24 protein-coding genes and 1 pseudogene are annotated in these 26,316 nt (G+C 63.4%); 10 read left to right on the top strand and 15 right to left on the bottom strand.

Annotated features, from left to right (window positions below; genetic code table 11):
- The first annotated feature begins 113 nt into the window (after nt 1–113).
- The 3 genes from BLV47_RS28545 (at nt 114) to BLV47_RS28535 (ending at nt 3,625) form a co-directional block, all read left to right on the top strand.
- Nucleotides 114–1,007: a helix-turn-helix transcriptional regulator gene (locus BLV47_RS28545; protein WP_092319759.1), complete on the top strand. Its 894-nt coding sequence runs from the start codon at nt 114–116 to the stop codon at nt 1,005–1,007.
- Nucleotides 1,008–1,470: 463 nt separating this feature from the next.
- Nucleotides 1,471–2,745 (top strand): OprD family porin, encoded by a 1,275-nt coding sequence (locus BLV47_RS28540; protein WP_092319757.1) that lies wholly within the window; start codon nt 1,471–1,473, stop codon nt 2,743–2,745.
- Nucleotides 2,746–2,881: 136 nt separating this feature from the next.
- Entirely contained in the window at nt 2,882–3,625 is a 744-nt protein-coding gene (locus tag BLV47_RS28535; RefSeq protein ID WP_244168962.1) for an acid phosphatase, read from the top strand.
- On the opposite strand, the gene BLV47_RS28530 is transcribed toward BLV47_RS28535, so the two are convergent.
- The 11 genes from BLV47_RS28530 to BLV47_RS28480 all read right to left on the bottom strand — a co-directional run bounded on the left by BLV47_RS28530 (nt 3,622) and on the right by BLV47_RS28480 (nt 17,017).
- Nucleotides 3,622–4,671, bottom strand: a complete 1,050-nt coding sequence (locus BLV47_RS28530; RefSeq protein WP_092319753.1) for a YncE family protein — start codon at nt 4,669–4,671, stop codon at nt 3,622–3,624. The genes BLV47_RS28535 and BLV47_RS28530 overlap by 4 nt on opposite strands.
- Nucleotides 4,671–7,109, bottom strand: coding sequence for a TonB-dependent siderophore receptor (locus tag BLV47_RS28525; protein WP_092319751.1), 2,439 nt, complete (start codon nt 7,107–7,109; stop codon nt 4,671–4,673). Before BLV47_RS28525 ends, BLV47_RS28530 begins: the two co-directional genes overlap by 1 nt.
- A gap of 154 nt (nt 7,110–7,263) precedes the next feature.
- The gene (locus BLV47_RS28520; RefSeq protein WP_092319749.1) at nt 7,264–8,967 is read right to left on the bottom strand and encodes a bifunctional metallophosphatase/5'-nucleotidase; all 1,704 of its coding nucleotides are present in this window, start codon (nt 8,965–8,967) and stop codon (nt 7,264–7,266) included.
- Between the two features lie 137 nt (nt 8,968–9,104).
- Complete coding sequence (locus tag BLV47_RS28515) at nt 9,105–9,749, bottom strand: MotA/TolQ/ExbB proton channel family protein (RefSeq protein WP_092319747.1); 645 nt, start codon at nt 9,747–9,749, stop codon at nt 9,105–9,107.
- A 28-nt stretch (nt 9,750–9,777) separates the two neighbouring features.
- Entirely contained in the window at nt 9,778–12,018 is a 2,241-nt protein-coding gene (locus BLV47_RS28510; RefSeq protein WP_092319745.1) for a TonB-dependent receptor family protein, read from the bottom strand.
- A 43-nt stretch (nt 12,019–12,061) separates the two neighbouring features.
- Nucleotides 12,062–12,832 (bottom strand): energy transducer TonB family protein, encoded by a 771-nt coding sequence (locus BLV47_RS28505; RefSeq protein ID WP_092319743.1) that lies wholly within the window; start codon nt 12,830–12,832, stop codon nt 12,062–12,064.
- Nucleotides 12,833–12,836: 4 nt separating this feature from the next.
- On the bottom strand, nt 12,837–13,244 hold the full coding sequence (locus BLV47_RS28500; RefSeq protein ID WP_060837609.1) for an ExbD/TolR family protein: 408 nt from the start codon (nt 13,242–13,244) through the stop codon (nt 12,837–12,839).
- 168 nt (nt 13,245–13,412) lie between these two features.
- Nucleotides 13,413–14,402 carry a FecR family protein gene (locus BLV47_RS28495; RefSeq protein ID WP_092319741.1) on the bottom strand — a complete coding sequence of 330 codons (990 nt, stop codon included), beginning with the start codon at nt 14,400–14,402 and terminating at the stop codon, nt 13,413–13,415.
- Nucleotides 14,399–14,977, bottom strand: coding sequence for an RNA polymerase sigma factor (locus BLV47_RS28490; protein WP_092319739.1), 579 nt, complete (start codon nt 14,975–14,977; stop codon nt 14,399–14,401). Before BLV47_RS28490 ends, BLV47_RS28495 begins: the two co-directional genes overlap by 4 nt.
- 471 nt (nt 14,978–15,448) lie before the next feature.
- Nucleotides 15,449–15,856, bottom strand: a complete 408-nt coding sequence (locus BLV47_RS28485) for an HPF/RaiA family ribosome-associated protein (RefSeq protein WP_092319737.1) — start codon at nt 15,854–15,856, stop codon at nt 15,449–15,451.
- 213 nt (nt 15,857–16,069) lie between these two features.
- On the bottom strand, nt 16,070–17,017 hold the full coding sequence (locus BLV47_RS28480) for a LysR substrate-binding domain-containing protein (protein ID WP_092319735.1): 948 nt from the start codon (nt 17,015–17,017) through the stop codon (nt 16,070–16,072).
- Between the two features lie 135 nt (nt 17,018–17,152).
- Here BLV47_RS28480 and BLV47_RS28475 point away from each other — a divergent pair, with 135 nt between their 5' ends.
- From BLV47_RS28475 to BLV47_RS28465, 3 genes are all read left to right on the top strand, one after another.
- Nucleotides 17,153–18,529, top strand: coding sequence for an L-serine ammonia-lyase (locus BLV47_RS28475; RefSeq protein WP_092319733.1), 1,377 nt, complete (start codon nt 17,153–17,155; stop codon nt 18,527–18,529).
- 63 nt (nt 18,530–18,592) lie between these two features.
- The gene (locus BLV47_RS28470) at nt 18,593–19,894 is read left to right on the top strand and encodes a serine/threonine transporter (RefSeq protein WP_092319731.1); all 1,302 of its coding nucleotides are present in this window, start codon (nt 18,593–18,595) and stop codon (nt 19,892–19,894) included.
- Between the two features lie 219 nt (nt 19,895–20,113).
- On the top strand, nt 20,114–20,431 hold the full coding sequence (locus BLV47_RS28465) for a DUF3509 domain-containing protein (RefSeq protein ID WP_092319729.1): 318 nt from the start codon (nt 20,114–20,116) through the stop codon (nt 20,429–20,431).
- Here the strand turns inward: BLV47_RS28465 and BLV47_RS28460 are convergent.
- Complete coding sequence (locus tag BLV47_RS28460; RefSeq protein WP_016968029.1) at nt 20,428–20,928, bottom strand: phosphate-starvation-inducible protein PsiE; 501 nt, start codon at nt 20,926–20,928, stop codon at nt 20,428–20,430. The two genes, BLV47_RS28465 and BLV47_RS28460, sit on opposite strands and share 4 nt — an antisense overlap.
- Before the next feature lie 40 nt (nt 20,929–20,968).
- Here BLV47_RS28460 and BLV47_RS35795 point away from each other — a divergent pair, with 40 nt between their 5' ends.
- On the top strand, nt 20,969–21,187 hold the full coding sequence (locus tag BLV47_RS35795) for a hypothetical protein (RefSeq protein WP_143038321.1): 219 nt from the start codon (nt 20,969–20,971) through the stop codon (nt 21,185–21,187).
- Between the two features lie 8 nt (nt 21,188–21,195).
- Nucleotides 21,196–21,450: pseudogene (locus BLV47_RS28455) on the top strand (YebG family protein); the annotation flags it as partial.
- 145 nt (nt 21,451–21,595) lie between these two features.
- Here BLV47_RS28455 and BLV47_RS28450 read toward each other — a convergent pair.
- Together BLV47_RS28450 and BLV47_RS28440 are read right to left on the bottom strand one after the other, a co-directional pair.
- Nucleotides 21,596–22,006: a hypothetical protein gene (locus BLV47_RS28450; protein WP_244168961.1), complete on the bottom strand. Its 411-nt coding sequence runs from the start codon at nt 22,004–22,006 to the stop codon at nt 21,596–21,598.
- Between the two features lie 388 nt (nt 22,007–22,394).
- Entirely contained in the window at nt 22,395–23,414 is a 1,020-nt protein-coding gene (locus BLV47_RS28440; protein WP_092319723.1) for a Leu/Phe/Val dehydrogenase, read from the bottom strand.
- 182 nt (nt 23,415–23,596) lie between these two features.
- Here BLV47_RS28440 and BLV47_RS28435 point away from each other — a divergent pair, with 182 nt between their 5' ends.
- Nucleotides 23,597–24,400, top strand: a complete 804-nt coding sequence (locus tag BLV47_RS28435; protein ID WP_092319721.1) for a SirB1 family protein — start codon at nt 23,597–23,599, stop codon at nt 24,398–24,400.
- A gap of 59 nt (nt 24,401–24,459) precedes the next feature.
- Nucleotides 24,460–24,927, top strand: coding sequence for a GNAT family N-acetyltransferase (locus tag BLV47_RS28430; RefSeq protein ID WP_092319719.1), 468 nt, complete (start codon nt 24,460–24,462; stop codon nt 24,925–24,927).
- A gap of 6 nt (nt 24,928–24,933) precedes the next feature.
- On the opposite strand, the gene BLV47_RS28425 is transcribed toward BLV47_RS28430, so the two are convergent.
- Nucleotides 24,934–26,304, bottom strand: coding sequence for an MFS transporter (locus BLV47_RS28425; RefSeq protein WP_092319717.1), 1,371 nt, complete (start codon nt 26,302–26,304; stop codon nt 24,934–24,936).
- Nucleotides 26,305–26,316: the final 12 nt, after the last annotated feature.

Below are 26,316 nucleotides of genomic sequence, written 5' to 3'. Positions count from 1 at the left end.
CCTCGCGCGCTTGCACAAACTTGCGCTTTTTATCAGGCCGGGGCTGGCAGCGCAGGGACGACGGAGTAGCATGCGAAACACCGGTAAACGGACCGTTGATTGACGCCCCCACCATGCCCGCACTGGATACTCTGCAAGTCTTCCAAGCCCTCAACCGCTCGCCCCATGCTCGCCTTGAGCACAGCGCCGAGCTCGGTGACGGCTTGTCCGCGGCCTTGTGGAGCAACCATCACGACGCCCAGGAATATCAGGCGCCCGGTCACCACACCCTGTCCTGCTATCTGGCCGGCGGCACCGGCACCTTTCGCCGCGATCAGCCGGGCAGCAAGGGCGCCCCGGGCAAGCTGTGCATCCTGCCCGCCGAGCACCAGTCGGCCTGGGTGATCAACGGCGATATCCGCCTGGCCCACGTGTATTTCAGCCCCGAACAATTCGCCCTGGGCTGCGTCACTCTGCTGGACCGCGAACCCCGGGAAATGCACCTACGCGAAAGCACCTTCGTCGACGACCCCGAGCAGACCCGGCGCTTTGCGCAGTTGGTCCGCCTGAACTGGGACGAGCCCGGCGAGCGCCTGCTGACCAGCAGCCTGGCCCACGAGATGCTCAGCCACGCCCTGCTCAATCAAGCGGGCCCGCACCAGGGAGCCCGGCTCAAGGGCGGCCTGGCCGCGCACCAGCGCCGCCTGCTGGTGGACTACATCGACAGCCAGCTGGACGCGCCCCTGAGCCTGGGCCAACTGGCGGGATTGTGCGCCCTCTCCGAATACCACTTCGCCCGCATGTTTCGCGCAAGCTTCGGCCTGCCACCCCATCAATACGTCCTGGCCCGGCGCCTGAGCCGGGCCCGGCAGTTGCTAAGCCGCACGGCCCTGCCCCTGGGCGAGATCGCCCTGGCCTGTGGTTTTGCCAGCGCCAGCCACTTCAGCAATCGCTTCCGTCAGGCCCTGGGGGGAACACCGGGGGACTATCGCCTGGCATTCCTGGGCCAAGGTTCGGACGACCGATAAGCCACCTCTGCCGGCCCCCTTCTTGTGCCCAGACCCACGCGGGTACGCCTGAATCAGTAATTGACTCAAGTTCCTTACTTAAACAAGACGATTCTTACAAACCAATTAAACAAATCCCACACGCCCTTCCATAAAAGAGCACTTCCAACAAGCTCTTATATGACACTCAAAAACATAAACAAGTAATTATTTTAAAACTTCAGTTACCACTTCATTCACAGAGGTGATGATTCTTGTTTAACCTCAATCCTAACTTAGTCTTTAGACCGTGAACCCCCTGGCATTAGGCAAAAGTCCAACACACAACCACACACCATTTAAGCCAACCAATTGAAACACCCAGCAACATCACACCCACAACCAAACACCCGAAACCTTCATTAATTAAATGAACCGGCAATAACTCAACACCTCAGTCGTCAATCGCCTTACTCCAAAAACAACAAGAACAGAGGACGATGCAATGCGTTCAAGAAACTTGCCACGACAATGGGTCAAGTGCTCGACCCTAATGTGTGCCTCGATACTGGCCGTTCCGGTGAACGCCAAACTGCTGGACGACAGCAGCGCTCGCCTGGAACTGCGCAACTACTACTTCAACCGGGACTATCGCGAAGGCACCGCCCCGCCCCGAGAAGAATGGGCGCAAGGCTTCCTCCTGCACCTGGACTCGGGGTTTACCGAGGGCCGCATCGGTGTCGGTGCCGACGCCATCGGCATGCTCGGGATCAAGCTGGATTCCGCCCCCGGCCGAAGCGGCACCGGGCTGCTGAAGGTGGCGCGCAATGGCCGGGCCGAGGATGACTATTGGAAACTCGCCCTGGCCGGGAAGCTCAAGGCCAGCAAGACCCAGTTCAAGTTCGGCGCCCTGGTGCCACCGACACTGCCGACGCTGAAACCCAACGACGGCCGCCTGTTTCCGCAGGTTTTCGAAGGCGGGCTGCTGACCTCGAATGAAATCGACGACCTGGAATTGACCGCCGGGCGCCTGAGCCGGGTCATGCAGCGCAACGCCACGGAGTACACCCCGCTGACCCTGAGCCCCTTGAACCGGCGCTTTCAAGGCCAGGGGGCAACCGCGGAACACTTCGACATGGCAGGCATCGACTACCGATTCCACAAGCAATGGCTGGCTCGCGTGCATGTCGCCCAGTTGGAGGACATCTACCGCCAGCAGGTCTTCACCCTGGTCGGCAAGAGCCCCTGGGGACCGGGAACGTTCAGCGGCGATCTGCGCCTGAGCCTGATGAACGACTACGGCGATGCCAAGGGCGGCAAGATCGATAACCGCGCATTGCAGGGGTTGCTCGGCTACGCCTACAAGGGCCACAGCCTTGGCCTGACCTACCAGCGAATGTTGGGCGACACCGGGTATGCCAACATCCTGGGGGCCGATGCCAACCTGATCAACTTGTCCATATTGGGCGACTTCGCCAATGCCAAGGAGCGCTCCTGGGCCCTGCGTTATGGCTATGACTTCGCCAGCCTGGGCTTGCCGGGCCTGAGCCTCAATAGTCGCTATATATCCGGCAGCCATGCCGAGATCACCGGCACCCGCACTATTGGCAAATCATGGGAGCTGGATAATGAACTGCGCTATGTCGTGCAACAAGGCCCACTGAAAAACTTGAGTGTGCGCCTGCGCAGTGCACTCTATCGTTCCAATTACGCCAAGAACTTCATTCGCGACACTGACGACACCCGCTTGATGTTCAACTATTCCTGGAACATCAAGTAACTCAATACACAGAGCCGATGTAACAATTCGAATACCTGGAGGTGCCATTTCCATGCAACGCCTATTATTGAAAAGTTTATCCAGCCTGTTGTTTATAAGCCTGTTCAACCCTGTCGCAGCCAAACAAACCGGTACAGTGGAAAATATCCCGGAGTTCCGGCCGGGTTACTTGATCGGTTATCTGAAACAGCAGGATCTGCCCAATAGTCTGTCGCTGTTGCCGCCACCTCCTGCGCCGGGCACTCCGGCCTTCGCTCTGGACCAGCGCATGGCTGAAAAAAGCCAGGCCTTGCGCGGCGGAAAACGCTGGGAGCTGGCTATCAGCGATGCCAACCTGAAGTTCCCCGCCGCCGCAGAGACGTTTTCCTGTGCCTTGGATGCGCCAATCAGCGAACAGCACACACCAGTGTTGTACAGAGTCTTGCGCCGGACCCTGACCGACGCCGGGCTGGCCACCTACAGCGCCAAGAAGCGCTACCAGCGCAGCCGGCCCTTCGTCTACAACCAGCAGCCCAGCTGCACCCCGGAAGATGAGGCCAAGCTGGCCGCGGACGGTTCCTACCCATCGGGCCACAGCGCCATCGGCTGGGCCTGGGCGCTGCTGTTGAGCGAACTGGCCCCCGAGCACGGCAACGCGCTCTGGGCCCGTGGCCGGGCCTATTCGGAAAGTCGCATGGTGTGCAACGTGCATTGGTACAGCGATGTGCGCGAAGGCCGCGAGATCGGCGCGACCACCGTGGCACGCTTGCACGCCGACCCGACCTTCCAGGCCGACTTCGCCGTCGCCCGGCAAGAGTTACTGGCCGTCCGCGCCAAGGGCCTGACCGCCAGCGGCGACTGCGCGGCACAAGCGCAAGCCCTGGCACTGGGCGCCGACTAGGGCGCCAGGGTGATGACCTTGAAGGTATTGGCGTGAAACAGCGGATCCGGCTTGGGGTCGGCCGGGCTGGCGGCCGGCTGGGTGAAGTCCATCGCCGCCAGATAGACCCGCTGACTGCGGGGGTCGAATGCCATGTTGTAGGCCATGGGCTGGGTGCTGACGCTGCCCAGGGCCTGGTAGCGGTCGGCGTCGAGCTGGGCGATGACGCTGAGGTTGGCGTCCACCCCGCTGGCAATCAGCAAGCGCCGGGCCTGGGGGTCGTAGGCCAGGGCGTTGACGTCGCGGGTGATCGGCAGGCTGGCCTTCAGCGCGCCGCTGTCGCGGTCGAGCACCAGCAGCAGCGGCCGCTCACCGCGGCAGGCGACGAACAGCCGCCCACGCTGTTCATCCTGGGCCAGGGCACTGGGCCGCTGACAGTCGGGATACTGCCAGCGATCCAGGACCTTGAAGCTGCTGGAGGACAACCGCGCGACGATGCCTTCGTCGCGCATCGGCAAAAAGAAACTGCCATCGCCCTTGAGCAGCAAGGGGTCGATCTTCTTCACCGCCAGCTCATGGGCCGCAGTGATCCGTTCCTCCTTGGGATCGAACACGAACAGGGTCGAACGATCGGCCCGGCGCCCGCTGACGATGATCACCTGCCCGGTGCGCGGCTCGTACACCGCGCTATTGAGGTTGCTCTGGGTCACGGCGATGCGCTTGAGCGGCTTGAGTGTGGATAACTCCACCAGCCCCAGGCTGCCGTCGGTGTTGAGCACCAGCAGACGGTTCAGTTCGGGCAGCGCCACCACGCCGTTGGCTCCCTGTGATTGCTCGACGGTGCGCAGCAGACGCTGCTTGTCCACATCGAACACGCTCAGGCCGTTCTCGCGCCGGGCCACGTAAAGGTAGGGCCGGGTCGGGTCCAGGGAGATAAAGCCCCAGCTGCTGCCGGCACCCGGCAACTGCACTTGCTGCTCGCGGTGGTACAGGCGCTCATCCGTTGGCGAGGCGGCCTGGGCCACGCCGCAAAACGCCAGGAACGCACTCAGGGTCAGGGCCTTCATCAGAACTCCAGGGTGCTGGACAGCGATACTTGGCGAGCATCACCCATGGACACGAAGAACTTGCTGGCCGACGAGGTGTAGTAGGTCTTGTCGAACAGGTTCTTCACGTTGAGCTGGAACTTGACCTTCTGCCCTTCGAGCCGGGTGTCGTAGGTGGCGAAGGCATCGGCCACGGTGTAGCCCGGCAGGTCGAAGCTGTTGGGCGCGTCCCCGGCGCGCTGGCCGACATAACGAGCCCCGGCGCCGACCCGCAGGCGGTCGCCGCCGATCAGGCTGCCGAAGTCGTAGACCGCCGACAGCGAGCCGCTGTTCTTGGCCACGTTCTGCAGTTGCTTGCCCTTGTACTGGGTGTCCTTGGTCACCTCGGTGTCGGTGTAGGCATAGCTGCCGATCAGGCTCCACTGATCCGTGAGCTGCCCGGTCAGGTCCAGCTCCAGGCCCTGGGAGTGCACTTCACCGGCGACGCTGGTGACGGTCTCGGTGGCGGTGGCCGTGGACACCAGCACATTGCGCTTGGTGATGTCGAACAGCGCCGCGCTGGCGGTGATGCGCCCGGGGATGTCGAGTTTGGCGCCCAGCTCCCAGGACTTGGCCTCTTCCGGGGCGATGGAGCCGTCCAGCACCGCGGTGCCGCCAGCCAGCTGGGCGATGCTGGAGTTGGGTTTGAACGACTCGGTGTAGCTGCCGTAGAACGACAGCTGGTCGGTGTAGCGATACACCAGCCCGGCACGGGGCACGAACTTCTGCCCGTTGCTGTCGGTGTTGGCGTGGAACGGCCGGCCCTTGCCGGCGTACTGGTCGTATTCCTGGAAGCGCCCGCCGCCCACCAGGATCCACTGGTCGGTGAGGTGGATGGCGTCCTGGAAGAACAGCGAGTCGCTGCGCAGCAGGTCGGTCTGGTCGCTGTCCGGGGCGCTGACCGTGGTGCCGGCCACTTCCCGACCGTAGACCGGGTTCAGGTAGTTGAAGGTGGTCCGGCTTTTCTGCCGGATCAGGTCGGCGCGGTAGATCTTGCGGTACTCGTCGTCCAGGCCGAACACCAGGTCGTGCTGCATGCCGCCCAGTTGCACCTTGCCTTCCAGGCTGGCGGTGGCATAGCGGTCGGTGGTCAGGGCGCCCTGGGTGCCGTCCATGCTTCGAGTCAGGGTGCCGTTGGCATTCACCGCGGTCAGGCGCACCTGGCTGGCGTCGTAGGTTTCGCGGTTCCAGCTGTAGCCGAAGTGGGCTTTCCAGTCGTCGCTGAGCTCGTGGTCGACTTCGAAGCGATACAGGTCCGAGCGCCCTTCCATGTTGTTGAACGGCTCGTCCAGGCGCCGGGTGGCGGGAATGTCCAGCGGGTGATTGGTCTTGGGGTCGATGGCCGTGCCGCGGTCGAACGGGGTCAGAAATTCGCGGTGTTCATAGGCCAGCAGCACCTTGGTGCTCTCGCCATACCAGGCCAGGGACGGCGCCACCAGGGATTCGCGGTGGGTGCCGAAGTTGCGCCAGTAATCTTCGTCTTCGTGATCGACGATCAAGCGGTAGGCCAACCCGGAGTCGCCGAGCGGACCGGTGGTGTCCAGGCTGCCACCGCTGCCGTTCTTGCCCGAGCCGTAGGTCGAGCCGCGCACGGTCAAGGAAGTGGACTGTTGCAACTCAGGCTTCTTGCTGACGACGTTGATCACCCCGCCCGGGTCCTGGATGCCGTACAGCAGCGACGACGGCCCCTTGAGCACTTCAACCCGCTCCGCCGTGGCATTCAGCGCCCGGCCCTGCACCACCGGCATGCTGTCGCGCATGATCGAACCGTTGCGGTTGTCGCCAAAACCGCGCAGCAACACCGCGTCCTGGGTGCCGCCCAGGGTGTTGGTCTGGGTGATGCCACTGACGTTCTTCAGGGCGTCATCCAGGTTGCGCGGGGTCTGGTCCTTCAGCACCTGGGCCGGGACCACGTTGATGATCTGCGGGATTTCCTGGTTCAGCGCCTGGCTACGGGCCACCGAGGTGGTGGCCGGCGGCTGGTAGCTGGTGCTGTCGTCAGGCCCCTGGGCGGTGATGCTGGTGGGCGCCAGGTTCAACCCGGCGCTTTTCGGCAAGGGTTCGAGAACCAGGGTGCGGGCATCGCTGTGCCGGTAGGTGAAACCGGAATTGCCCAACAGCTGCTGCAGCGCCTGGTCGGCGCTGAGCTGGCCGCTGATCGCAGGTGCCTGGAGGCTGTAGGGCGCGTCGTCGGTGTAGACCACGCTGATCCCGGTGACCCGGGTGAAATCGCTCAGGGCTTGGGGCAACGGCTTGGCCGCGATGGAAAAGTTGAACAGCGCGCTGTGTTGCTCGGCACCGACCTGGGCTGCCAATGCAACACTCAGAGGCAGCAGCGCCGCCCCTGAAACCACCAGCGCCGAAGCGCCGAACCACCGTTTGACCGAAGCGTTTGCCGCCGAATGTGCCCTGGACTTCATGCTTGAGACTCGCGTGTAAAAAAGTCGTGAATGCGAATTAGTCGCACTTTCAAGCACTACACGTAGCTCGAACGCAAAGACCTCACCTGTTTTTTGAAAATATTTTCATGACGGCAAACACCACGCCTGTGCCTCGCGGCATCCCCCCCTGCGGCTACAGGGATCGCTGGATACGCCCGGCGCTGGTGCTGGAGCCCACTGGCCGGCCCTGCTGGTCCATGGCCTTGAGGTACTGGAGCATTGCGTCGAGGTCACTGAGCCCGAGGTCGCTGCGGTTGCGGCCGCTCTTGAACAGGCTGAAGCGGTCGCCGCCATCGGCCAGGAAACCGTTCATCACCACCCGGTAGTTCGCCTCGGCACGCAGCGGCTGGCCATTGAGGCGCAGGCTGCCGGGCACCACGCGGCTGTCCGGCGGACGCTTGGCATCCCAGCGATAGCTGAAGCCCTGGGACACTTGCAGGATGTTGGCATCGTCCGCGCCCTTCCACTGCTGGTTGAGCACCTGTTCGATCTGTCGGCCGGTGAGGTCGAAGGCAATCAGGTTGTTGTTGAACGGCTGCAGGGTCGCCAGTTGCCCGTAGTTGACCTGAGTCTGCCCGGGTTCCAGGGCCAGGTCGCTGCGAATCCCGCCAGTGTTCATGAAGGCGATCTGCGCACCGCCCGCCCGGCCGCCGGCCAGATGGGCGTCGGCGATCAGGTCGCCAATCGGCATTTCCCCGGCGGCATCGGCGCGCCGGGCAATCGGCGAGGCGGCAATGGCCCCCACCGGCTTGAGCAACACCTGATTGCTGCGGGCCTCGACCTGTTGTTGCAACTGCGCCAGAGCCGAGTCCTGTGGATAACGCGCCGGATCGGCCAGCAGGTTGGCCGCCTGGATGCTCGCCACCCGGTGCTGGCCCGGTGTCACTTGCAGGGTCAGGTGGGTCAGCAGATGGCCGTAGGCATTGCCCTGGGTCACCAGCAGCGGGCCGACCTTGCACAAGTAGCCCTGGTGCGAGTGGGCGCTGACCAGCACGTCCACCGCCGGGTCCAGGCGCTTGGCCACCTCGACGATATCGCCGCTCAGTTGCGAACAGTCCGGCTGGTCGAACGGCTCCGGGGTCGCGCCGCCCTGATGCACCACGGCGACGATGGCGTTGACCCCCTGGGCGTTGAGCTCGGGGATCAGCCGGTTGATGGCATCGGCTTCATCGGTCACCTGCAAACCACGCATGCCCTTGGCGCTGACCACCGAGGCCACATCCCGCAACACCGCGCCGACGAAGGCCACCTTGACCCCGCGCACTTCCTCGATGCGATAGGCCGGCAACAGCGGCTGGCCGGTGTCGCTGTCCAGCAGGTTGGCCGCCAGGTAGGGGAAACCGCTGCCGGGGTAGTTCGGGCGGAACTGGCAGGCCTTGTCCGGCCGCGACGACTGGCAGCCGCCGTTGAGCTGGCGCAGGAACTCGGCCTTGCCGTTGTCCAGTTCGTGGTTGCCGATGGCGCTGAGCTTCATGCCCATCTGGCGCAGGGCCTCCAGGGTCGGCTCGTCGGCCCACATCGCCGACAGCGGCGGGCTGCCGCCCACCAGATCGCCAGCGCCGATGAACAGCAGCTGCGGGTCCTGTTGGCGCAGCTGGGTGAGCATGCCGCCGAGGGTGGCGATGCCGCCAGCCGCAAGCTTGCGCACCCCGCCCGGGGCCTGCGGGTCCTTGTAGCTGAAGGGGTTGGCTTGCAGGTAGCCGTGCAAATCGTTGATGGCGACGATGTTCACCGCCACCGGTTGCGGCTCGCGGGTCAGCGAGCTGCAACCGGCCAGGGCGACCAGGGCCAGGGTCAGTGCACCCAGCAGCCGGGGCATGGGACGAAGACGGGACATGAAAGACATCCTTGGCAGATCAGCGAAAAAAAGCCGCTGGCACAGGCCTGGATCAGGCGCAGAAGAGCGCTGGGGAACAGCGCCGGCTTCGTCGTCGATCGCAGCCTGGGGCAGCGGCCACAGGTCACTTCAGGTCATCAGGCCGGTTGCAGGTTGCCCTGGATCGTGGCTGCGGGCGCGGGGGCCTTCAGCGCGGTGCCCATGCCGGCGCGCAGCAGGAGGATCTTCAGGTGGTCGGTGATGCGCTCGACCCGGTCCTGGAAGTGGTTGTGGAAGATCATGCTGCCCAGGGCGATGGCGATGCCCAGGGCCGTGGCATAGAGCGCGGTGCCGATGCCCTTGGACACTTCGCCCGGGTCGCTGACGCCGGTTTCGGCCAGGGCCTTGAAGGTGTCGATGATCCCCAGGATGGTGCCCAGAAGGCCCAGCAAGGGCGCGGCGGTAACCACGGTTTCCAACAGCCACAGGCCATGCATCAGCTTGCTGCGGGTGGCGATGTAGATCGACTCGCTCAAGTCTTCCAGGTCCTTGTGGCTGGCCAGCCCCTGCTTGTGGGCAAACAGCTCGGCGACCATCTCCAGGGGCAGGCTGTTGCGCTGGCGCAGCTCGGCGGGCAGGTCGTCGACGCTGTGCATTTTCGGGTTGAGCACGCTCTCCAGTTTCTTCGCCTGGCGCAGGCTGAAACTGAAGTAGATGCCCCGCTCCACGGCGATAAAGGCGGCAATCGCGGCGGCGCCGTACATGGTGTAGAAGGTGATGTCGTGCAGCAGATTCATGTCCATCGTCATTTCCTCTTGGCCCCGAAGGGCATCAGAACCCGGCTTCCAGGGAGACCATCGCGGTGCGTTCCTCACCGACGTTGTAGTAGGCGGTGCTCGGCGCCAGGCCGTTGGTGCTCTGACTGTTGAACGACACGGTGCGGGTCGAGGCCAGGTATTCCTTGTCGAACACGTTGAGCATGGAGAAGCGCAGGGTCGCGGACTTCAGCACCTTCTTGTCCACCGGCAGGTAGATACCGGCGTTGAGGTCGACCACGGTGCGCCCGGCGATCTTCTCGTCGTTGGTCAGGTCGCCATAGAAGGCGCCGACGTACTTGCCGACCACGTTGCCGTAGTAGCGCGAGTCGTCGTAGCCCAGGCTCAGGTTGAACATGTTTTCCGGCACGTTGGCCAGTTGCTTGCCGGAGGTCGGCAGCAGCACGTTCTTGTTGGTCAGGTCGTTCATCTGCTCGGACTTGGTGTAGGTGTAGGAGGCGTAGTAGTTGAAGTCGTGGGGCAACTTGCCGCTCCACTCCAGCTCCAGGCCGCGGTTCTTCACTTCGCCGACGTTGGCCACGACGTAGTCGCCGTTGAGGTCGGTGGTGGAGATCTGCCGGTCCTTGAAGCTGATGTAGAACAGGGTCGCGCTCAGGGCCATGTTCTCTTCGCTGTAGCGCCAGCCCAGCTCCTGGTTCCAGCTCAGCTCGGGTTTCAGGCTGATGGAATCACCCTTGTTGTAGAGCACGTAGTTGGGCGGCGTGCGCATGTTGCGGGTGACGTTGTAGAACGCCTGGTTGTTCGGGTCGATCTGGTACTTGGCGTTGAAGCCCGGCAAGAACTCGTGGTACTTGGTGTCGCGTTTTTCCGGCTTGTCGGTGAGGCTGCCGAGGTTGTTGCCGTCACGTTCCACGTGCTGGTAGGCCAGGACCCCGGTGAGGGTCAGGTCCGGGGTCGCCTGCCAGGTGTCCTGCACCCAGAGTTTCTGCGCCGGGGTCACGGTGTACTGGTGCCGGCCCTGGACCGTGACGCCGTTGCGGTCCACCAGTTGGTCGGAGCCGTTGTAGTCGCCCCAGACATTTTCCGGAGCACCGTTGCCCTTGATGCCGATGAAGGGCTGGGTCTGACGGTGACGGGCGCGCTCGTACCAGTAGCCGACATCCAGGCTGTGGGCGTCGTTGAGGTCCCACTTGAGCTTGGTACTCATGCCGGGGCGCCAGGTTTCGGTCCACGACGGCCGGTAGTAGGTGCCGCTGGGCAAGCCGGTGAGGTCGTAGTTGCCTGCCTTGTTCGAGCTGGCGGACAGGCTGTTGGCAGTCTGGCCGCTGAAGCTGCCGCCGTTGGACCACACGTAGTACGGGTTGAAGGTCAGGCTCAGGTCGTCGCGCAGCTGGAAGCGCTGGGTCAGCGAAGCAGTCACGCTTTCGAAGGGATTGCGGTTGAGCTTGTAGGACTGGGACACGCTGCCGTTCTTGAACACGGTGTTTTCCGAGTAGTCCAGGCGCCGGCCCTGGTTCTGGAACTGGGCCTTGCTCAGGCTGTTGTAGTTGTAGTTTTCCTGCAGGTTGTACTTGACGATGGCGTTGGTGGAGTTGCCGTTACCGTCTTCGAACAGGGTGTTCCACTCGACCTTGTCGGCGCGCAGGGTGCCCTTGCCACGCCACTTGTCGCCCTCGGTGTGGGACGCCGAAACCCAGGTCTTGAAGCCGCCCAGGTCGCCGGTGTTCAAGCGGGCGAAGCTCTTGCGCACGTTGTTCGAGCCGATGGACTGCTTGGCGAACACGCCAAAATCCTTGGTCGGGCGGATGGTCACCAGGCCGATGTTGCCACCGCTGGAGCCGATGTGCGGGCCGTCGGCCTCGGATGAACCCTGGGTGACGAAGACTTCGCTTAAGTTCTCCGGGTCGCCCATCAGGTTGGGGTAGATGCTGTAGTCCCCCGAATCGTTGATCGGGAAACCGTCGGAAGACAGCCCGACCTGGTCGGAGTTCATCCCGCGCATGGTGAAGTTGGTGCCGCTAAGGCCCGTGGCGTCGGTGCTGGAGACGTTGATCCCCGGGGTGTACTTGAGCTTGTCCACGGCGTTGGCGGTGGGGGCCATCTGGTCCATGGCCTCCTTGGTCACGGTGGAGCGCCCCTTGGCGCTTTCTTCCTTGATCATGTGGCCGTTGCCCAGGGTCTGTTTACCGGCAACGTTCACCGCACCGACGTCGACGCTGTCGTCGGCCAGAACCAATGGCGCAAAACTGCCCAGGCCCGATGCCAGAAGCAGGGCATAAAGTTTATTGATCTTCACGGGTCAATCCCTTGCTTACAACTTTCGTTAATAGGTGATGGGTTTATTCCACGTTGTAACTAAAGGTCGCGGTAAAACGTTGCTTGGTCTTGCCGGAGAACGCGTCCGAGGGAAACGGTGAAACTTTCTCCACGCGGCGCAAACTGGTTTGCGCGGCGCGATTGAGCAACATGTTCGGCGCCTTGTTTTCGATGCCACTGTCGAGCACGTTGCCGGCCCGATCGACTTCCAGCCAGATCACCACATCGCCCTGGGGACGTTGCAACGAGGCCTCGCGGCCGCTGGGGTATTGCTTGTGCTTTTCCAGTTCCTTGCGCAAAGCGGCGGTGTACAGGCTTTCCTTGATGGCACTGCTGGGCGCCGCGGGGGCGGGGGCCGGAGCAGGTACGGCGGCCGCTGGCGCCACCGGTTGGGCGGCGGCCACCGCGGCGGGTTGCGGTGTTGCTGGGGCGCTCTGGGCCACGGCCGGAGCCGGCTTGGGTGGCGAGGGCTTGGCCACCATGGGCTTGGGCACGGGCGGCTTGGGCTTGACCACCGGCTTGGGCTTGGGCGGCTCGATCACCAGCGGGTCTTCCTCCGGCACCACCTGCGGCGGCTCGGGCTCGATGGGCAACGGCTCGGGCTCGGGCGGCGGCGGTGGCTCGGCAGCGGCCAGCAGTTCGGCGGCATCGACCAGGGCAATTTCCACGGTGCTTTCGTCGTACACCGGCTTGATCTGCAACTGCTGCAACTGGCTGGTATAGATCACCAGCAACAACAGGCCAGCCGGCAGCAGGCACGCCAGCCACTTGCGTGTTTTATATAAGGCGAACATGGCGTCAGGACTTGCGTGTAGCGATGGAGACGGAAGAGAAGCCATTGCCCTTGAGCAAGTCCATCACCGACACCAGGCGCTTAACTTCCACGCCCTGATCGCTATTGATAATGATCACCAACTTTTCACTGCCGTTGTTCAGCACTTTGAGTTGGGCCAACAGTGCCCCTTCATCCAGATCCTGTCCGTCCAGTTGCAGACGTTCCTGCAGACCCAGGGTAATCACCGCCTTGTTTTGCGGCTTCAACTGTTGCGCGGTGCTGGCGACCGGCAACTGCGTCTTGATCCCTACGGCCGGGATCACGTTGAGGCTGATGAGTACGAAGAACACCAGCAAAAACATCATCACGTCGATCATCGGAATGATTTCGATGTGGGCCTTCTTCTTTTTAGCGACATCCCAGCTGCGCATCGTCTTGCTCCCGCTTCAGCCTTCCCTCCCTTGTGAGAGCTGAATCTCAACCCTCGCCAATCCTGACCATGTGCTCAGGAATGCGCAGATCATCCGCCTCCGAGATAACGGTTTGGTGACAGAACGGTGTGATCTCGATGAATGTTCGGGAGCTCTGGGACGGGCTTTTCAGCGCAGAACCAGGAGTCGGCCAAAAAGCTGGTGCTGCTCGAAGCCCAAGACGGCCTGCAGGGAATCGAGGACCGCTTGCGGGTCCTTGCTGGAGAAACTGCCGCTGACCCGGCGCGCCGCCAACTCGTCGTTGAGCAGCACAATGCGTCCGGGGAAATAGCGCCGCAGGTCGGCCACCACCTCGCCCAGGGGCGCGTGGTAATAGTTCAGCCAACCCTGGCGCCAGGCCAGTTGCGCCTCGCTGTCGACGCCGTGCAACGGGGTCGCTACAGCGTGCCCGTAGGCCACTTGCTGGCCGGCGCCGAGGACCTGTTGCGCCGCGCCTTGGGCCGCCGTGACCGCGACCCGCCCGGACAGCACCGTGACCTGCGCGCCCGCCGGTTGCAGGCGTACTTCGAACTGGGTACCCAGGACCCGTGTCTCGCCCTCCCCGGCCGCCACCACGAAGGGCGCGCCGGTGTGGCTGACACTGAAGAATCCGGCGCCGCGGCGCAGTTGCACATGCCGCTCGCCGCCGCTGAAGTCCACGGCAATCGCGCTGTCGGCGTCCAGGGTCACCTGGCTCTGGTCGGCCAGGGTCACGGTGTGCACCTGGCCCGGCGCGGAAACGTAGTCGGCCCCCAGGTCATCGACCCAGCGCCCAGGCTGCCAACCGGTGCCCAGGGCCACCGCCAGCACCAGGCTGGCGGCCATGGCCAGGCCCGCCGACCAGCGTCGTCGCGCTCGGCCCTTGGCCGCGTCCATGGAGCGCAGCAGGCCTTGCAGGGCAAAAGCGTCCTCATCGGCCAGGGTCCGCGCCGGCTGTTCGCTCAACTCCCACAGCACCTGGGCCTGGGCATAGGCCTCGATGTGCGCGGGGTCGGCCTGCAGCCACTGGCTGAAGGTCGCCTGATCACCGCTGCTGGGCTGATCGTGGAGCAGGCTCAGCCAGGCCAGGGCCGCCTGTTCCTGGGCGGGCGTCGGGATAACGCGGGAGCGGTGGTTCACGGTGCATTCCTTGGCGTGCGCGGGGTCGAGGGGGCCCGCAGGCTGGCCTTGCAGGCTTCGAGGGCGCGCATCATGTGTTTTTCCACGGCGCTTTGGGACAGGCCCATGACCTTGGCGATCTCGGCGTACTTGCGCCCGTGGATGCGGTTGAGCAGGAAGATCTGCCGGGTACGCTGCGGCAGGCTGCGCAGGGCGGCCTCGACATGGCGCAGATCGTTGCCGGCTTCCAGGGCGGCCTGGGGCTCGCAGCCCTGATTGTCCTGTTGCTCCGGCAGCCAGCCTTCGCTGACCCGCACCCGCGCGCCCTCGCTACGCAGATGATCGATGGCGATGTTGCCGGCACAGCGCAGCAGGTAGGTGCTGAGTTCTTCGACCTGCACCAGCGGCCGGCGCCAGAAACGCAGGAACAGGTCCTGCACCAGGTCCGCGGCGGTGGCCCGGCAACCGACCCGGCGGCTGACCAGGGCTTCCATCTGCGCCCGCTGGGACAGGAACACCTGGAGAAAATGCGCGCGACTGCCCCGCAGATCGGGGTGATCCAGATCGGAGGGTTCCGGTGGCAGGGCGCTCATCATGGGCCGCTCCTTCAGAATCGGGCCAGGGCGGCGCGGGGGCCTGCCCCCGCCGTCGACGGCACCAGGCCCAGGCACCAGCCGGTAGCCGCCAGCAGATAGCCCCCCAGGACGGCGGCACAGACCCGCGAGGCGACCGCCAGACGATAGTAAGCGGGGAGCCCGCCGGTCTTGCTTTTCATGTTTGGACCTGGGAACGAGGGGAGAAGCCCGGATGCAGTACAAGCGCCCGGAGCCAACAGGCGCACGATAATAATGATAAATATTCTCATATGCAAAAAAGCGCAGCTACAGTCGCTTGCGGCCCGTATCGGCACCACCATTCGTGAGGACGGTCCGGTTCGAACAAGGGCAAGCACGTGGCTGAACCGCACGCTCTCCACGTGCCGACTTCAGTCGGGCTCTGATGCTTTTTCGCCACAAAACAAAACGGGCCTGCAATGCAGGCCCGTCGTTGGGAGTGAAGCTCAGCCGTCAGCTATTGAGCGCGGCCTGTTGGTTTTCCAGGAATTCTTCTTCAAGCAGGGCATCAGCCTCGCTGCCATCGCTGCTGGGCACGGCCGCTACACGTTTGCCGCGCAGTTTGCCGAACATGTGCTCCAGGGCGCTTTCCAACTTGATGGTGGCACCATCAATGGCCTGTTCCAGGGTGTCGGCCTTGTGGGTCACGGAAATCGGTTGGTGACCTTTCGGACGGGCTTCCAGCTGGCAGCGCATATCGTCTGGACCGGACTTGCCGCCGTTCTCGTCCCGCAGGTGGACCACGACCCGGGTCAAATCTTCTTCGTAGCGTTCGAGCGTGCTTTCAACGGTGCTGCGCACCCACTCCTCCATCCGAAGGCTGCTTTGAATATGGTTATCGCTATGGACTTGGATTTGCATAGTTCTTCCCTTATTTCAGCTTGCTCGTAAGAGGGTCAATGCAGGGCGTTTGGACCTGCTTTTCGTGACCTCTTGGTTACACAATTAGGCACGGCGAGGAACATTTCAACCCCTAAAAAAAGATAAATATTCATACGCAAATAAACCCGGACAAACCGCAAAAGCGCTGTTAATGTCGGGAGTTAGCTCGATTCGGCTTCCTCGCTCAAACCCTCACAATTGCCCCTCTCCCAGGGGGTGCAGACCACGAAAAATCTCCGCCTCCTCCACCAGCCAGTCATGCACCGCGCGAACCCCCGGATGACTCAGCGCGCCCGGCGCATAGAGCAGCACATAGCGCTTGTGATTGGGCACCGCCAGGCCGAAAGGCACGATCAGGGTGCCACGCTCCAGCTCGTCGTTGAGCAGGGTGCGTCGGGCAATCGCCACGCCCATGCCGGCAATCGCCGCCTCGATGGTCAGGTGATTGCGATTGAAGGTATGACCACGGCGCACATCCGCGCCTTCGAAACCGATGGCATCGAGGTAGAACTCCCATTCGGCGTATTCGTAGCTGCCACGCCAGGCGGTGATGTCGTGCAGCAGCGCAAAGTGCGCCAGGTCCGCCGGGCCATGCAGCGGTGGTCGGCCCCGCAGCAGGCCCGGCGCGCACACGGGAAATATCTGCTCGTCCAGTAGCGCGGTGGACTGCAAGCCCGGATAACTGCCGTCGTTGAGATCGATGGCCAGATCGAAGTCGCCTTCGTGCAGGGCCACGCTGCTGTCTTCGGCCACCAGCCGCAGCTGAATCTCCGGATAACGCTGCTGCAGCCGCGGCAGGCGCGGAGTCAGCCACTTGCCGAGAAACGAAGGGATCGACCGCAAGCGCAAGGTGCCGCTGATCATCCCCGCGTCCAGGCGCCGCAATTCCGCATCGATGCTGCCGTAGGCCTCGCTCACCGTCAGCGCCAGCCGCTGGCCCTCGGCACTCAGCTCGACGCCCCGGGGCCGGCGATGAAACAGGCGCAGCCCCAGGCGCTCTTCCAACTGGCGAATCTGCTGGCTGACCGCGCCGGGGGTGATGTGCAGTTCTTCGGCACAGCGAGTAAAGGACAGGTGCCGCGCAGCACAGGAAAACACATGCAGCCAGACATAGGTCTGGGCATGAAATTGACGACTCATCGTTTAGTCCTGCTAAAGGATCTCTTAGGAATTTTCGTTGGTCAGCCGCGACCGACCCGGGCAGTATCGCCGACATTGCGCTTGGCCTACAAAAAATGGCAGCGATCCACCTTCCATTGCTTGTAAGGCTTTAGCATGGCTATCAGTGTTTTCGATCTTTTCAAAGTCGGTATCGGCCCCTCCAGTTCCCACACCGTAGGCCCGATGCGCGCCGCCGCCACCTTCGCCCAGGCGCTGTTCGACCAGGGCCTGGAGCAGCAGGTGCAGCGGGTGCAAATCCGCCTCTACGGCTCGCTGTCGGCCACCGGCGTCGGCCATGCCACCGACCGCGCCAGCGTCATGGGCCTGATGGGCCAATGGCCAGACAGCATCGACCCCAGCAGCATCGACCCTTGCATCCAGCAACTGCGCGAAAGCGGCCAACTGCTGCTGGGCGGACGCACCCCCATTGCCTTTGACTGGCAGCAGGATTTGCTACTGCTGGACGAAAGCCTGCCCTACCATCCCAACGCCATGTCGCTGAGCGCCTGCGGCGAGCAGGGCATGCTGCTGGAGCAGACCTACTACTCGGTGGGTGGTGGTTTCATCATCGAGGCCGCCCAGGTCGAGGCCGGTGTCGACGCCGCTGCCAGCGTCCAGTTGCCTTACGACTTCAACAGCGCCGCCGAACTGCTGGCCCTGTGCAAGACCCACAAGCTGCGGGTCGGCGAACTGATGCTGGCCAACGAACGGGCCTGGCGCAGCGATGCCGAAATCCGCAGCGGCCTGCTGCATATCTGGTCGGTGATGCGCGAGTGCGTGGAACAGGGCCTGCGCCACGAAGGCACCCTGCCCGGCGGCCTCGACGTGCCGCGGCGCGCCGCCAGGCTGCACCGCAGCCTGCTGGAGATCGGCAAGCCGAATGTCATCACCTCGACCCTCTCGGCCATGGAGTGGGTCAACCTCTACGCCCTGGCGGTAAACGAGGAAAACGCCGCCGGCGGCCGCATGGTCACTGCCCCCACCAACGGTGCGGCGGGGATCATCCCGGCAGTGCTGCACTACTACATGAAGTTCAATCCCCAGGCCTGTGACGACGACGTCGTGAGCTTTTTCCTCGGCGCCGCGGCCGTGGGCATCCTGTGCAAGAAGAACGCCTCCATCTCCGGTGCCGAAGTCGGTTGCCAGGGTGAAGTGGGCTCAGCCTGCGCCATGGCCGCCGCCGGTCTGGCGGAAGTGCTCGGCGCCACGCCCGAGCAACTGGAGAACGCCGCCGAGATCGGCCTGGAACACAACCTCGGCCTGACCTGCGACCCGGTGGGCGGCCTGGTGCAAGTGCCGTGCATCGAGCGCAATGCAATTGCCGCGGTGAAGGCGATCAACGCCACTCAGATGGCCCTGCGCGGCGACGGCCAGCATTTCATTTCCCTGGACCGGGTGATCCGCACCATGCGCGATACCGGTGCCGATATGCACGACAAATACAAAGAAACTTCACGGGGCGGCCTGGCAGTGAGCTGGGTGGAATGCTGAGGAGCCTTGCCTGACCGTCCGTAAAACGTGAGCCCGAGCAAAAATAATAACGAGGCGATACCGATGACCGATGTACCCACACCTGCTGCCGAACACCCTGCTGTAGCCACACCCCGCGACACCGCGACAGCCCATCAGGGCTGGAGCAAGCACGACACCACCTGGATGCTCGGCCTGTATGGCACCGCCATCGGTGCCGGCACCCTGTTCCTGCCGATCAACGCCGGGGTCGGTGGCTTCTGGCCGCTGATCGTGCTGGCGCTGCTGGCCTTCCCCATGACCTTCTTCGCCCACCGCGGCCTGACCCGTTTCGTCCTCTCCGGACGCTCCGGGGACATCACCGAAGTGGTCGAGGAACATTTCGGGATCGGCGCCGGCAAGCTGATCACCCTGCTGTACTTCTTTGCCATCTTTCCGATCCTGCTGGTGTACAGCGTGGCCCTGACCAATACCCTGGGCAGCTTCATGGAGCACCAGTTGCACATGACGCCACCGCCTCGGGCGCTGCTGTCGCTGCTGCTGATCCTTGGCCTGATGACCATCGTGCGCTGCGGCCAGGGCGTGATCGTGCGGGCCATGAGCCTGCTGGTCTATCCGTTCGTCGCCGCCTTGCTGCTCCTGGCCCTGAGCCTGATCCCCAACTGGAACGGCGCGTTCTTCGCCTCGGCCAGCGAAGGCATGGCCCTGCCGCTGTTCTTCAAGACCCTGTGGCTGGCGATTCCGGTGATGGTGTTTTCCTTCAACCACTCGCCGATCATCTCGGCCTTCGCGGTGGATCAGAAGCGCCAGTACGGTGCCCTGGCCGAGCGCAAGAGCAGCGGCATCCTGGCCACGGCCCACGGCATGATGGTACTGACGGTGATGTTCTTCTGCTTCAGCTGTGTGCTGGCCCTGTCGCCGGCGGACCTGGTGGCGGCCAAGCAACAGAACATCTCGATCCTGTCGTACCTGGCCAACCACTTCCAGACCCCGGTGATTGCCTACGCCGCGCCGCTGATCGCGCTGGTAGCCATTACCAAGTCGTTCCTGGGCCACTACATCGGCGCCAGCGAGGGCTTCCAGGGGCTGATCGTGAAAAGCCTGCGCAGCCGCGGCCGTGTCCTCTCGGCCGGCAAGCTGGAAAAGATCACCGCCCTGTTCATGGTCCTCACCTGCTGGGCCGTGGCCACTTTCAACCCGAGCATCCTCGGCATGATCGAGACACTGGGCGGCCCGGTGATCGCCTGCCTGCTGTTCCTGATGCCGATGTACGCGATCCAGCGGGTGCCTTCACTGCGCCAGTATTCAGGCCAGCTGTCGAACCTGTTCGTGGTGCTGATCGGCCTGATCGCACTGTCTGCGATCATTTACTCGTTCCTGCCCTGAAACGGACCGGAATGAAAAAAGCGGACCTTACGGTCCGCTTTTTTATCCCCGCAATCATTGCCTCGCGCGGTTCCCGGCATGCCCCTTGCTTCGTTCGTCCTTGAGCCACACGGACGTAGACAAACCTCGACGAACGACCGGCCGGCGGTCTGGAATCGCGAACCTATTGCGCGCCCTGCCGGTCAATGACTGCACGATCCAATCAAGCGGTGAGGCATCATGGACAACCCCTTCCAACTGATTACCGACACCTTCACCCCGGACTATCAGGTCAACCTGAGCATCCAGGGCCTGGACGGCAGCATCATGCTGACTCTGTCCCAGGCCGGTCGGGTGGTGGCCAAACGCATGATCAGCGCGGCCCAGCGCAATGACCCGCAACGCATCAAGCGCCTGGTGCAGAGCATCCAGTTCGGCATAGCCATCGAGCAGGGCCACAGCGCCGTGGCCATCCTCGAAGCCATGACCAACGGCGACAACCTGGCGCAGTTGCCACCCGCCGGCCACAGGCCCGCGCCCCAGGCCCTGAGGATTTAAAGCTCGCCCTTCTCCACTTCCGGGTGCTCGCCGGAGCCGGCGCCGAGCTTGCGTTGCGGGTGCTCGATCTTCACCGAGGGAAATTGCGACGAGGCGTAGCGCACCACCAGGATGGCGAAGGCCAGGAGCAGGATGCCGCCGCACAGGTAGATGATCCCCAGATCCGGCGGGTTGTGGTGGGAAACGTTGGAGATCAACAGCCGGGTCAACGCGGTGATCGCCACGTAGATCAGGAAGCGCACCGGCATGTGGTTGGTCTTGAAGTAGATACCGACCATCGCCCCCAATTCCAGGTAGATGAACAACAGCAGGATGTCATCGATCTTGATGTGCCCCGCCTCGATCATCTGCAAAAATTCCATCACCGCCGCCCAGGCGGTCACCGCTCCGATGGCGAACAGCGCCAGGTAATGGAATGTCTCGACGAACAGGTTGCCCAGGGATTCGGCCAACTGATGGACGTTCTGCCGCAGGTTCTCGGCCCAATTGATTTTCACGATGGTACTTCCTTAGGTCGGTTCGACCGGATGATGCGGATTGGACGTGACGGTTGTTCTGCATGCAGAAAAAAGGCCAGGAGCCGTCAATGAGATGGTGGCCGCCCGCAACGAGGCACGGCCCGGTAACAATCGACCCCGGGAAAAAAATTCCGTCTACATTAAAAAGCCACTATCCAAGGGAAAAGGATTCGCCTATCCTCTCGACCTGTATATAGATACAGTACTTGTACAGACCCATTATCGTGAAGGCATGTGAGGTGGTGAATGGCCGTCGAAGTGGTATACCGCAGCAGCCGAGATCTGGAGCGCTTGTTCATGGATAAAGCCGAAGCTGACCGTCATGACAAAATGCTCGAACTGGCTGAATTGCTGGCTGAAGTGTTGCAAAAAGCCGTGCCGTCGTTGAGCGAGCAGCAGGTGGAAGAAGCCGGGATCTACATGGCGAAGAACCGCGATGTGTTCGCCAAGGCGTTCAAGAGCCAGCCGGATGCATTGTCCGAGTTGCTCAGCGCCCCCGCGCCCGCAGTGGAAACAGTTGAAACCGCTGAAGTGCAGCAACCTGCCGAAGCCGAGGCGCCATCCAAACCGGCGAAAGCGGCCAAGGCCGCGAAATAGGCTTCACGCGAATTGAATAAGCCCTGCGCCCCGTGGCACAGGGCTTTTTTCATGCCTGCGAAGGCAAGAGTGGCACTTGTGCGGTGGCCGGTTGAAGCGCTGTCGCCCCTGGCGGATCAGGCAATTCGATAGCGTTGCGACGCAGCAGGGAAGTGATCTTGCGCATGAAGGTCAGGGGCATATCAGTTGAGTCGCCATACAGGTCAACCATTCCCACCTCAACTGCGCTTTCAACGATGCAGGAGAACGCCTCGACCTCTTCAGGCGCTATCAAGGCGACAAGTTCCTGGGGCCAATCATCTCCGCGACCATTGAGTGCCAACCGCGCCCCGGCGCTCTCCCACGCAGTTAGATCACCCTTTGGCGGGTAGCCCTCAAGGTGCTTTATCAAGTCATCGATGGAGGGGTGAGCAATGCCTTTTCGTTCGCAATAAACCGCCAGGCATTCCGCAGCGTACAACTGCAGTTGCCTGATGGAGTAGCCAGTCAGTGGTGGGGCTGGATCTGGAGCTGTCATTGCGCGACGTCCCAGACCCTGGAGCCTGCGGAACAAAAGCCTGATGCGATATCCATGGCTTCCAGAATTCGGTCTTCCACCCCCTCTGATGCGCCAGGCCGGAGTGACGCCAGATGGTTGTACACGGCCTCTGCGCAAAAGCCCTTGTCCCGGTACGCCACAAGAACATCGCGAACCTGCTGAATGTCCGCCCCCCGCCCGCAACAGGCAGGACAACTGCTCGTCCAGCCCGGTCTCCAGCGCTTCACGCATCGTCAATAGATTCCTTGTCAGTGGGCACTTCGCTGCCGGATGGTACACAGAGCCTGGCCAAGGGTTAAGGCATGCATGCCTAGCGGTACAGCACCCGTTCCGCCAGTTCATCGGCCACTCGCGCCGGAGAGCGCTTTTCCGCCTGGGCGTGGGCGAAGATTTCCGTCAGCCGCTGGCTGATCTTCGACAGGTGCGCGGTGATCACCGGCAGCTCGACGTGCTGATGCTTGAGCGACACATAGATCAGGCCGCCGGAATTGATCACGTAGTCTGGCGCATAGAGAATCCCGCGCCGCTCCAGTTGATCGGCGACCTGCAGGTTGGTCAGTTGATTGTTGGCCGAACCGGCCACTGCCGAGCAGCGCAATTGCGCCACGCTGAGGCTGTTGAGCACCGCCCCCAGGCCGCAAGGGGCAAGGATGTCGCAGGGGGTGCTGAGCAGTGAATCGTTGGCGATCGGATGCGCGCCCAGTTGCTCCATGGCCAGTTGCACCTTGCCGGCATCGATATCGCTGACCAGCAATTCAGCACCGGCGGCGTGCAACTGTTCGGCCAGGGCATAACCGACATTGCCCAGGCCCTGGATCGCGACCCGCAAGCCCTCCAGATTGTCACTGCCCAGGCGCGCCATGGCGGTGCTGCGGATGCCGGCAAAAACCCCCATGGCCGCATGTGGAGCCGGGTCCCCCGCGGCGGTGGTACTGGTGACGTAGCGGGTCTGCTGGGCGATGCAGTCCATGTCGGCCACCGAGGTGCCGCTGTCGATGGCGGTGATGTAGCGCCCGTCCAGTTGCTCGACGCAACGGCCGAATGCTTCGAATAGCGCGGCGCGGCTTTCCACATGGGCCGGACGGATGATCACCGCGGTGCCGCCGCCCTGGGGCAGGCCAGCCAGCGCGGCCTTGTAGCTCATGCCCTGGGCCAGGCGCGCGGCATCCGTCACGGCACTGATGTCGTCGGGATAGGCGAGATAACGACAACCGCCGAGGGCGGGCCCCAGGCGGCTGTCGTGGATGGCGATCACTGCCTTCAACCCGGTGCTGGGGTCGACGCTGAGGTGCAGCGATTCAAGGCGGGTGCTGTGCATGAGAGCAAACATCGACGGGCTCCCGAATCACTTCTTGTAGTCGCCAGTATAGGCTTGCGCCTGGAATTTGCTGCGCCACGCAGGAATAAGCCCGAGGGATTAGCAGGCTTTGGGAAATAACCTGCTACCACGCATTTCAACACTGGACGAAGCTTCGTCACGAGGCTAAAACGGGGCATCCGTCGGAGATCGTGATGAACCCGCGCCAAGCTTTTTTCGCCTGCCTGCATCGCTCGCCGCCCGCTCTGCTGGAAGCGGCGCTGTGGATTGCCGCCGAACATGCACCGCAGCTGGTCCCCGAACGCCAGCTGGAAGCCTTCAAGGAGATCCAGTTGCAGATCGGCCATAGCCTGCCTCCGCTACCCGCGAACGAACTGGGCCAGCCGCTGTTGCGCCGGATGAACGACCTGGGCTTCCAGCAAGACGAACACCTGCCCCTGCGGCCCCAGGCGGCGCTGATGGACAAGGTCCTGGAGTCGCGCCGCGGGCAGCCCCTGGCCCTGGCGCTGATCGCCCTGGAGCTGGCGCAACGGCTGCAGATTCCCATGGTGGGGGTGAACTTCCCCGGGCACTTCCTGCTGCGGGTGCCCGGCGCCGATCATTTGCTGGACCCTTGCGGCGGACGCCGCTTGTACCCCGCCGACTGCCGGGAACTGCTGCAACGCCAATACGGTGCCCACATCAAGCTCAGTGCCGAACACCTGGTCAGCGCCGAGCCCACGCAGATGTTCCAGCGCCTGTCGCGCAACCTGCGCCAGTTGCACCTGTCCTACGACGACCACCTGGGAGCCCTGATCAACGCCGAGCGCGTGCTGGAGCTGGGCAATGGCAGCGCCGCCGACTACCTGGCCCGGGCCAGCCTCTACCAGCGCCTGGAATGCCCGAATGCCGAACGCTTCGACCTGGAACACGCCCTGCTGCTCAGCGACGACCCGATCCAGCGCCTGCGCCTGACCGAACGCCTGGGGCACCTGCCGCCCAATACCGTGGTCCACTGATCGTGTCCCGGACCGCTCTCTGGCAGGATGGGCGGCTCACACCAAGGAACGGAATCAGCATGCTCATCAGAAAAGCTCACAGCGGCGACGCGCAGCGGGTCTTCGACATTCGCAACCAGGCCATCAACCACCAGTGCGTCGGCCACTATCCCGAAGCGGACCTGGCGGTCTGGACCCGTGGCGAACTGTCGGACTACTTCATCGAGGTGGTGGCGAACACCGGCCATGTCGCGGTCATCGACAACCAGGTGACCGCCAGCGGCCTGCTCGACCTGGAGACCGGACAGGTCGACGCGGTGTTCGTCGACCCGGCCTGCATGGGCCGCGGAATCGGCCGCCGGATGATGGACTACCTCGAACAACAGGCCCTGCAAGCCGGCCTGTCGCACCTGATCCTGGACTCGACCCTCAATGCCGCCGACTTCTATCGTCGCTGCGGTTTCGTCGGCGAGCGCATCGCCCAGTACCAATCGCCCCGGGGCCTGACCCTGGCGTGCGTGCCGATGATCAAGCATCTGGCACGCTGAGCGGCTTCAGGACTTGAGTGGCGCAGAGCGTGGCGCGGCCGGCCCCGCTTCGCCAGAGTCCGGCGCCTGCGGCGAACGCACCTGCATGATCAGCAGCGCCGCGAGCAGCGCCGGAATCCCACAGAAGAAGAAAATCTGCTGCACCGGAACCTGCATCGCCAGCAGCATGCTGCCGAACAGCGGGCCGAGGATCGACCCGAAACGCCCGACGCCCAAGGCCCAGCCGGTGCCGGTAGCGCGCACCTGGGCCGGGTAGAAGTTGCTGGCAAAGGCGTTCAGGGTCAGCTGGCCGCCAATGATGCAAAAGCCCGCAGCAAACACGAACAGCACCAGGTAGCGCGGATTGTCGTGGTTCAGCCCCAACAGCACGGTGCACAGCGCAGCCGCCGCGAGCACCGCCGCCAGCAGGCGCACCTTGCGTTTCAGGCGGTCGGCGACCCAGGCCATGCAGATCGCGCCGAGGGTGCCTGCGAAGAGGAACATCGAGGTCACCAGGTTGGCCTGCTTCAGGGCCAGGCCACTCTCCAGCAGCAGCGTCGGCAGCCAGCTGATCATGAAGTACAGCAGGATCAGGCTGACGAAAAAGGTCGACCAGATCAGCAGGGTCGGCCGCGCATAGCCGTGGCGAAACAGTTCCAACACCGTGAGCTGGCTGTCCGCCTGCGCTTCGTCGCGGCCCAACTCGGCAGCCGGCGGCTGCCAGCCCGGAAGCATTTGCGCGGTGAGCTTGCGCAGGCGCGCATAGGGCGGCGCATCCCGCAGCAGGCGCGGCAGCGATTCGGGCAAGCGCCAGAGCAGGAAAGGAAACAACAGCAAAGGCGTGATGCCACCGGCGAGGAACACCGCCTGCCAACCGAAGCGTTCGATAAAGCCGGCGGCCACAAAACCACCGGCAGCACCGCCAAAGGAGAAACCGCAAGCCGCCAGGGTGACCATCAGGGTGCGCAGGCGTGGCGGTGAATATTCCGACATCAGCGCCATGGCGCTGGGCATCGCCCCGCCCATGCCGATGCCGCAGATAAAACGCGCCGCCATCAGGCTTTCCAGGGAACGGGTGAACACCATCAGCACCGTCAGGCTGGCGTAGATCAGCACGCAACAGAGCAGGATGCGGCGCACGCCAAAACGGTCCGCCAGGGGCGTTACCGCCAGGGAGCCCAGGGTCAGGCCCAGCAGGTTGGCGCTGAATACCGGGCCGAAGGCGGCCTTTTCCAGGCCCCAGTCCTGGGCCAGAGCCGGCACCACATACCCCAGGACCTGGGCATCGTAGCCGTCGGTGACCAACAGCAAGGCGAGCAGCAACAGGAGCAACCACTGGTAGCGGGACACCGGGCGGGCGTCGAGTGCAGCACGAAAGCTGGCAAGCTGATTTTGCATCGCAAGGTACCT

This window comes from Pseudomonas saponiphila, from assembly GCF_900105185.1.
GTDB classification, from domain to species: Bacteria; Pseudomonadota; Gammaproteobacteria; order Pseudomonadales; family Pseudomonadaceae; genus Aquipseudomonas; species Aquipseudomonas saponiphila.
This window is presented reverse-complemented; position numbering and strand designations above follow the sequence as displayed.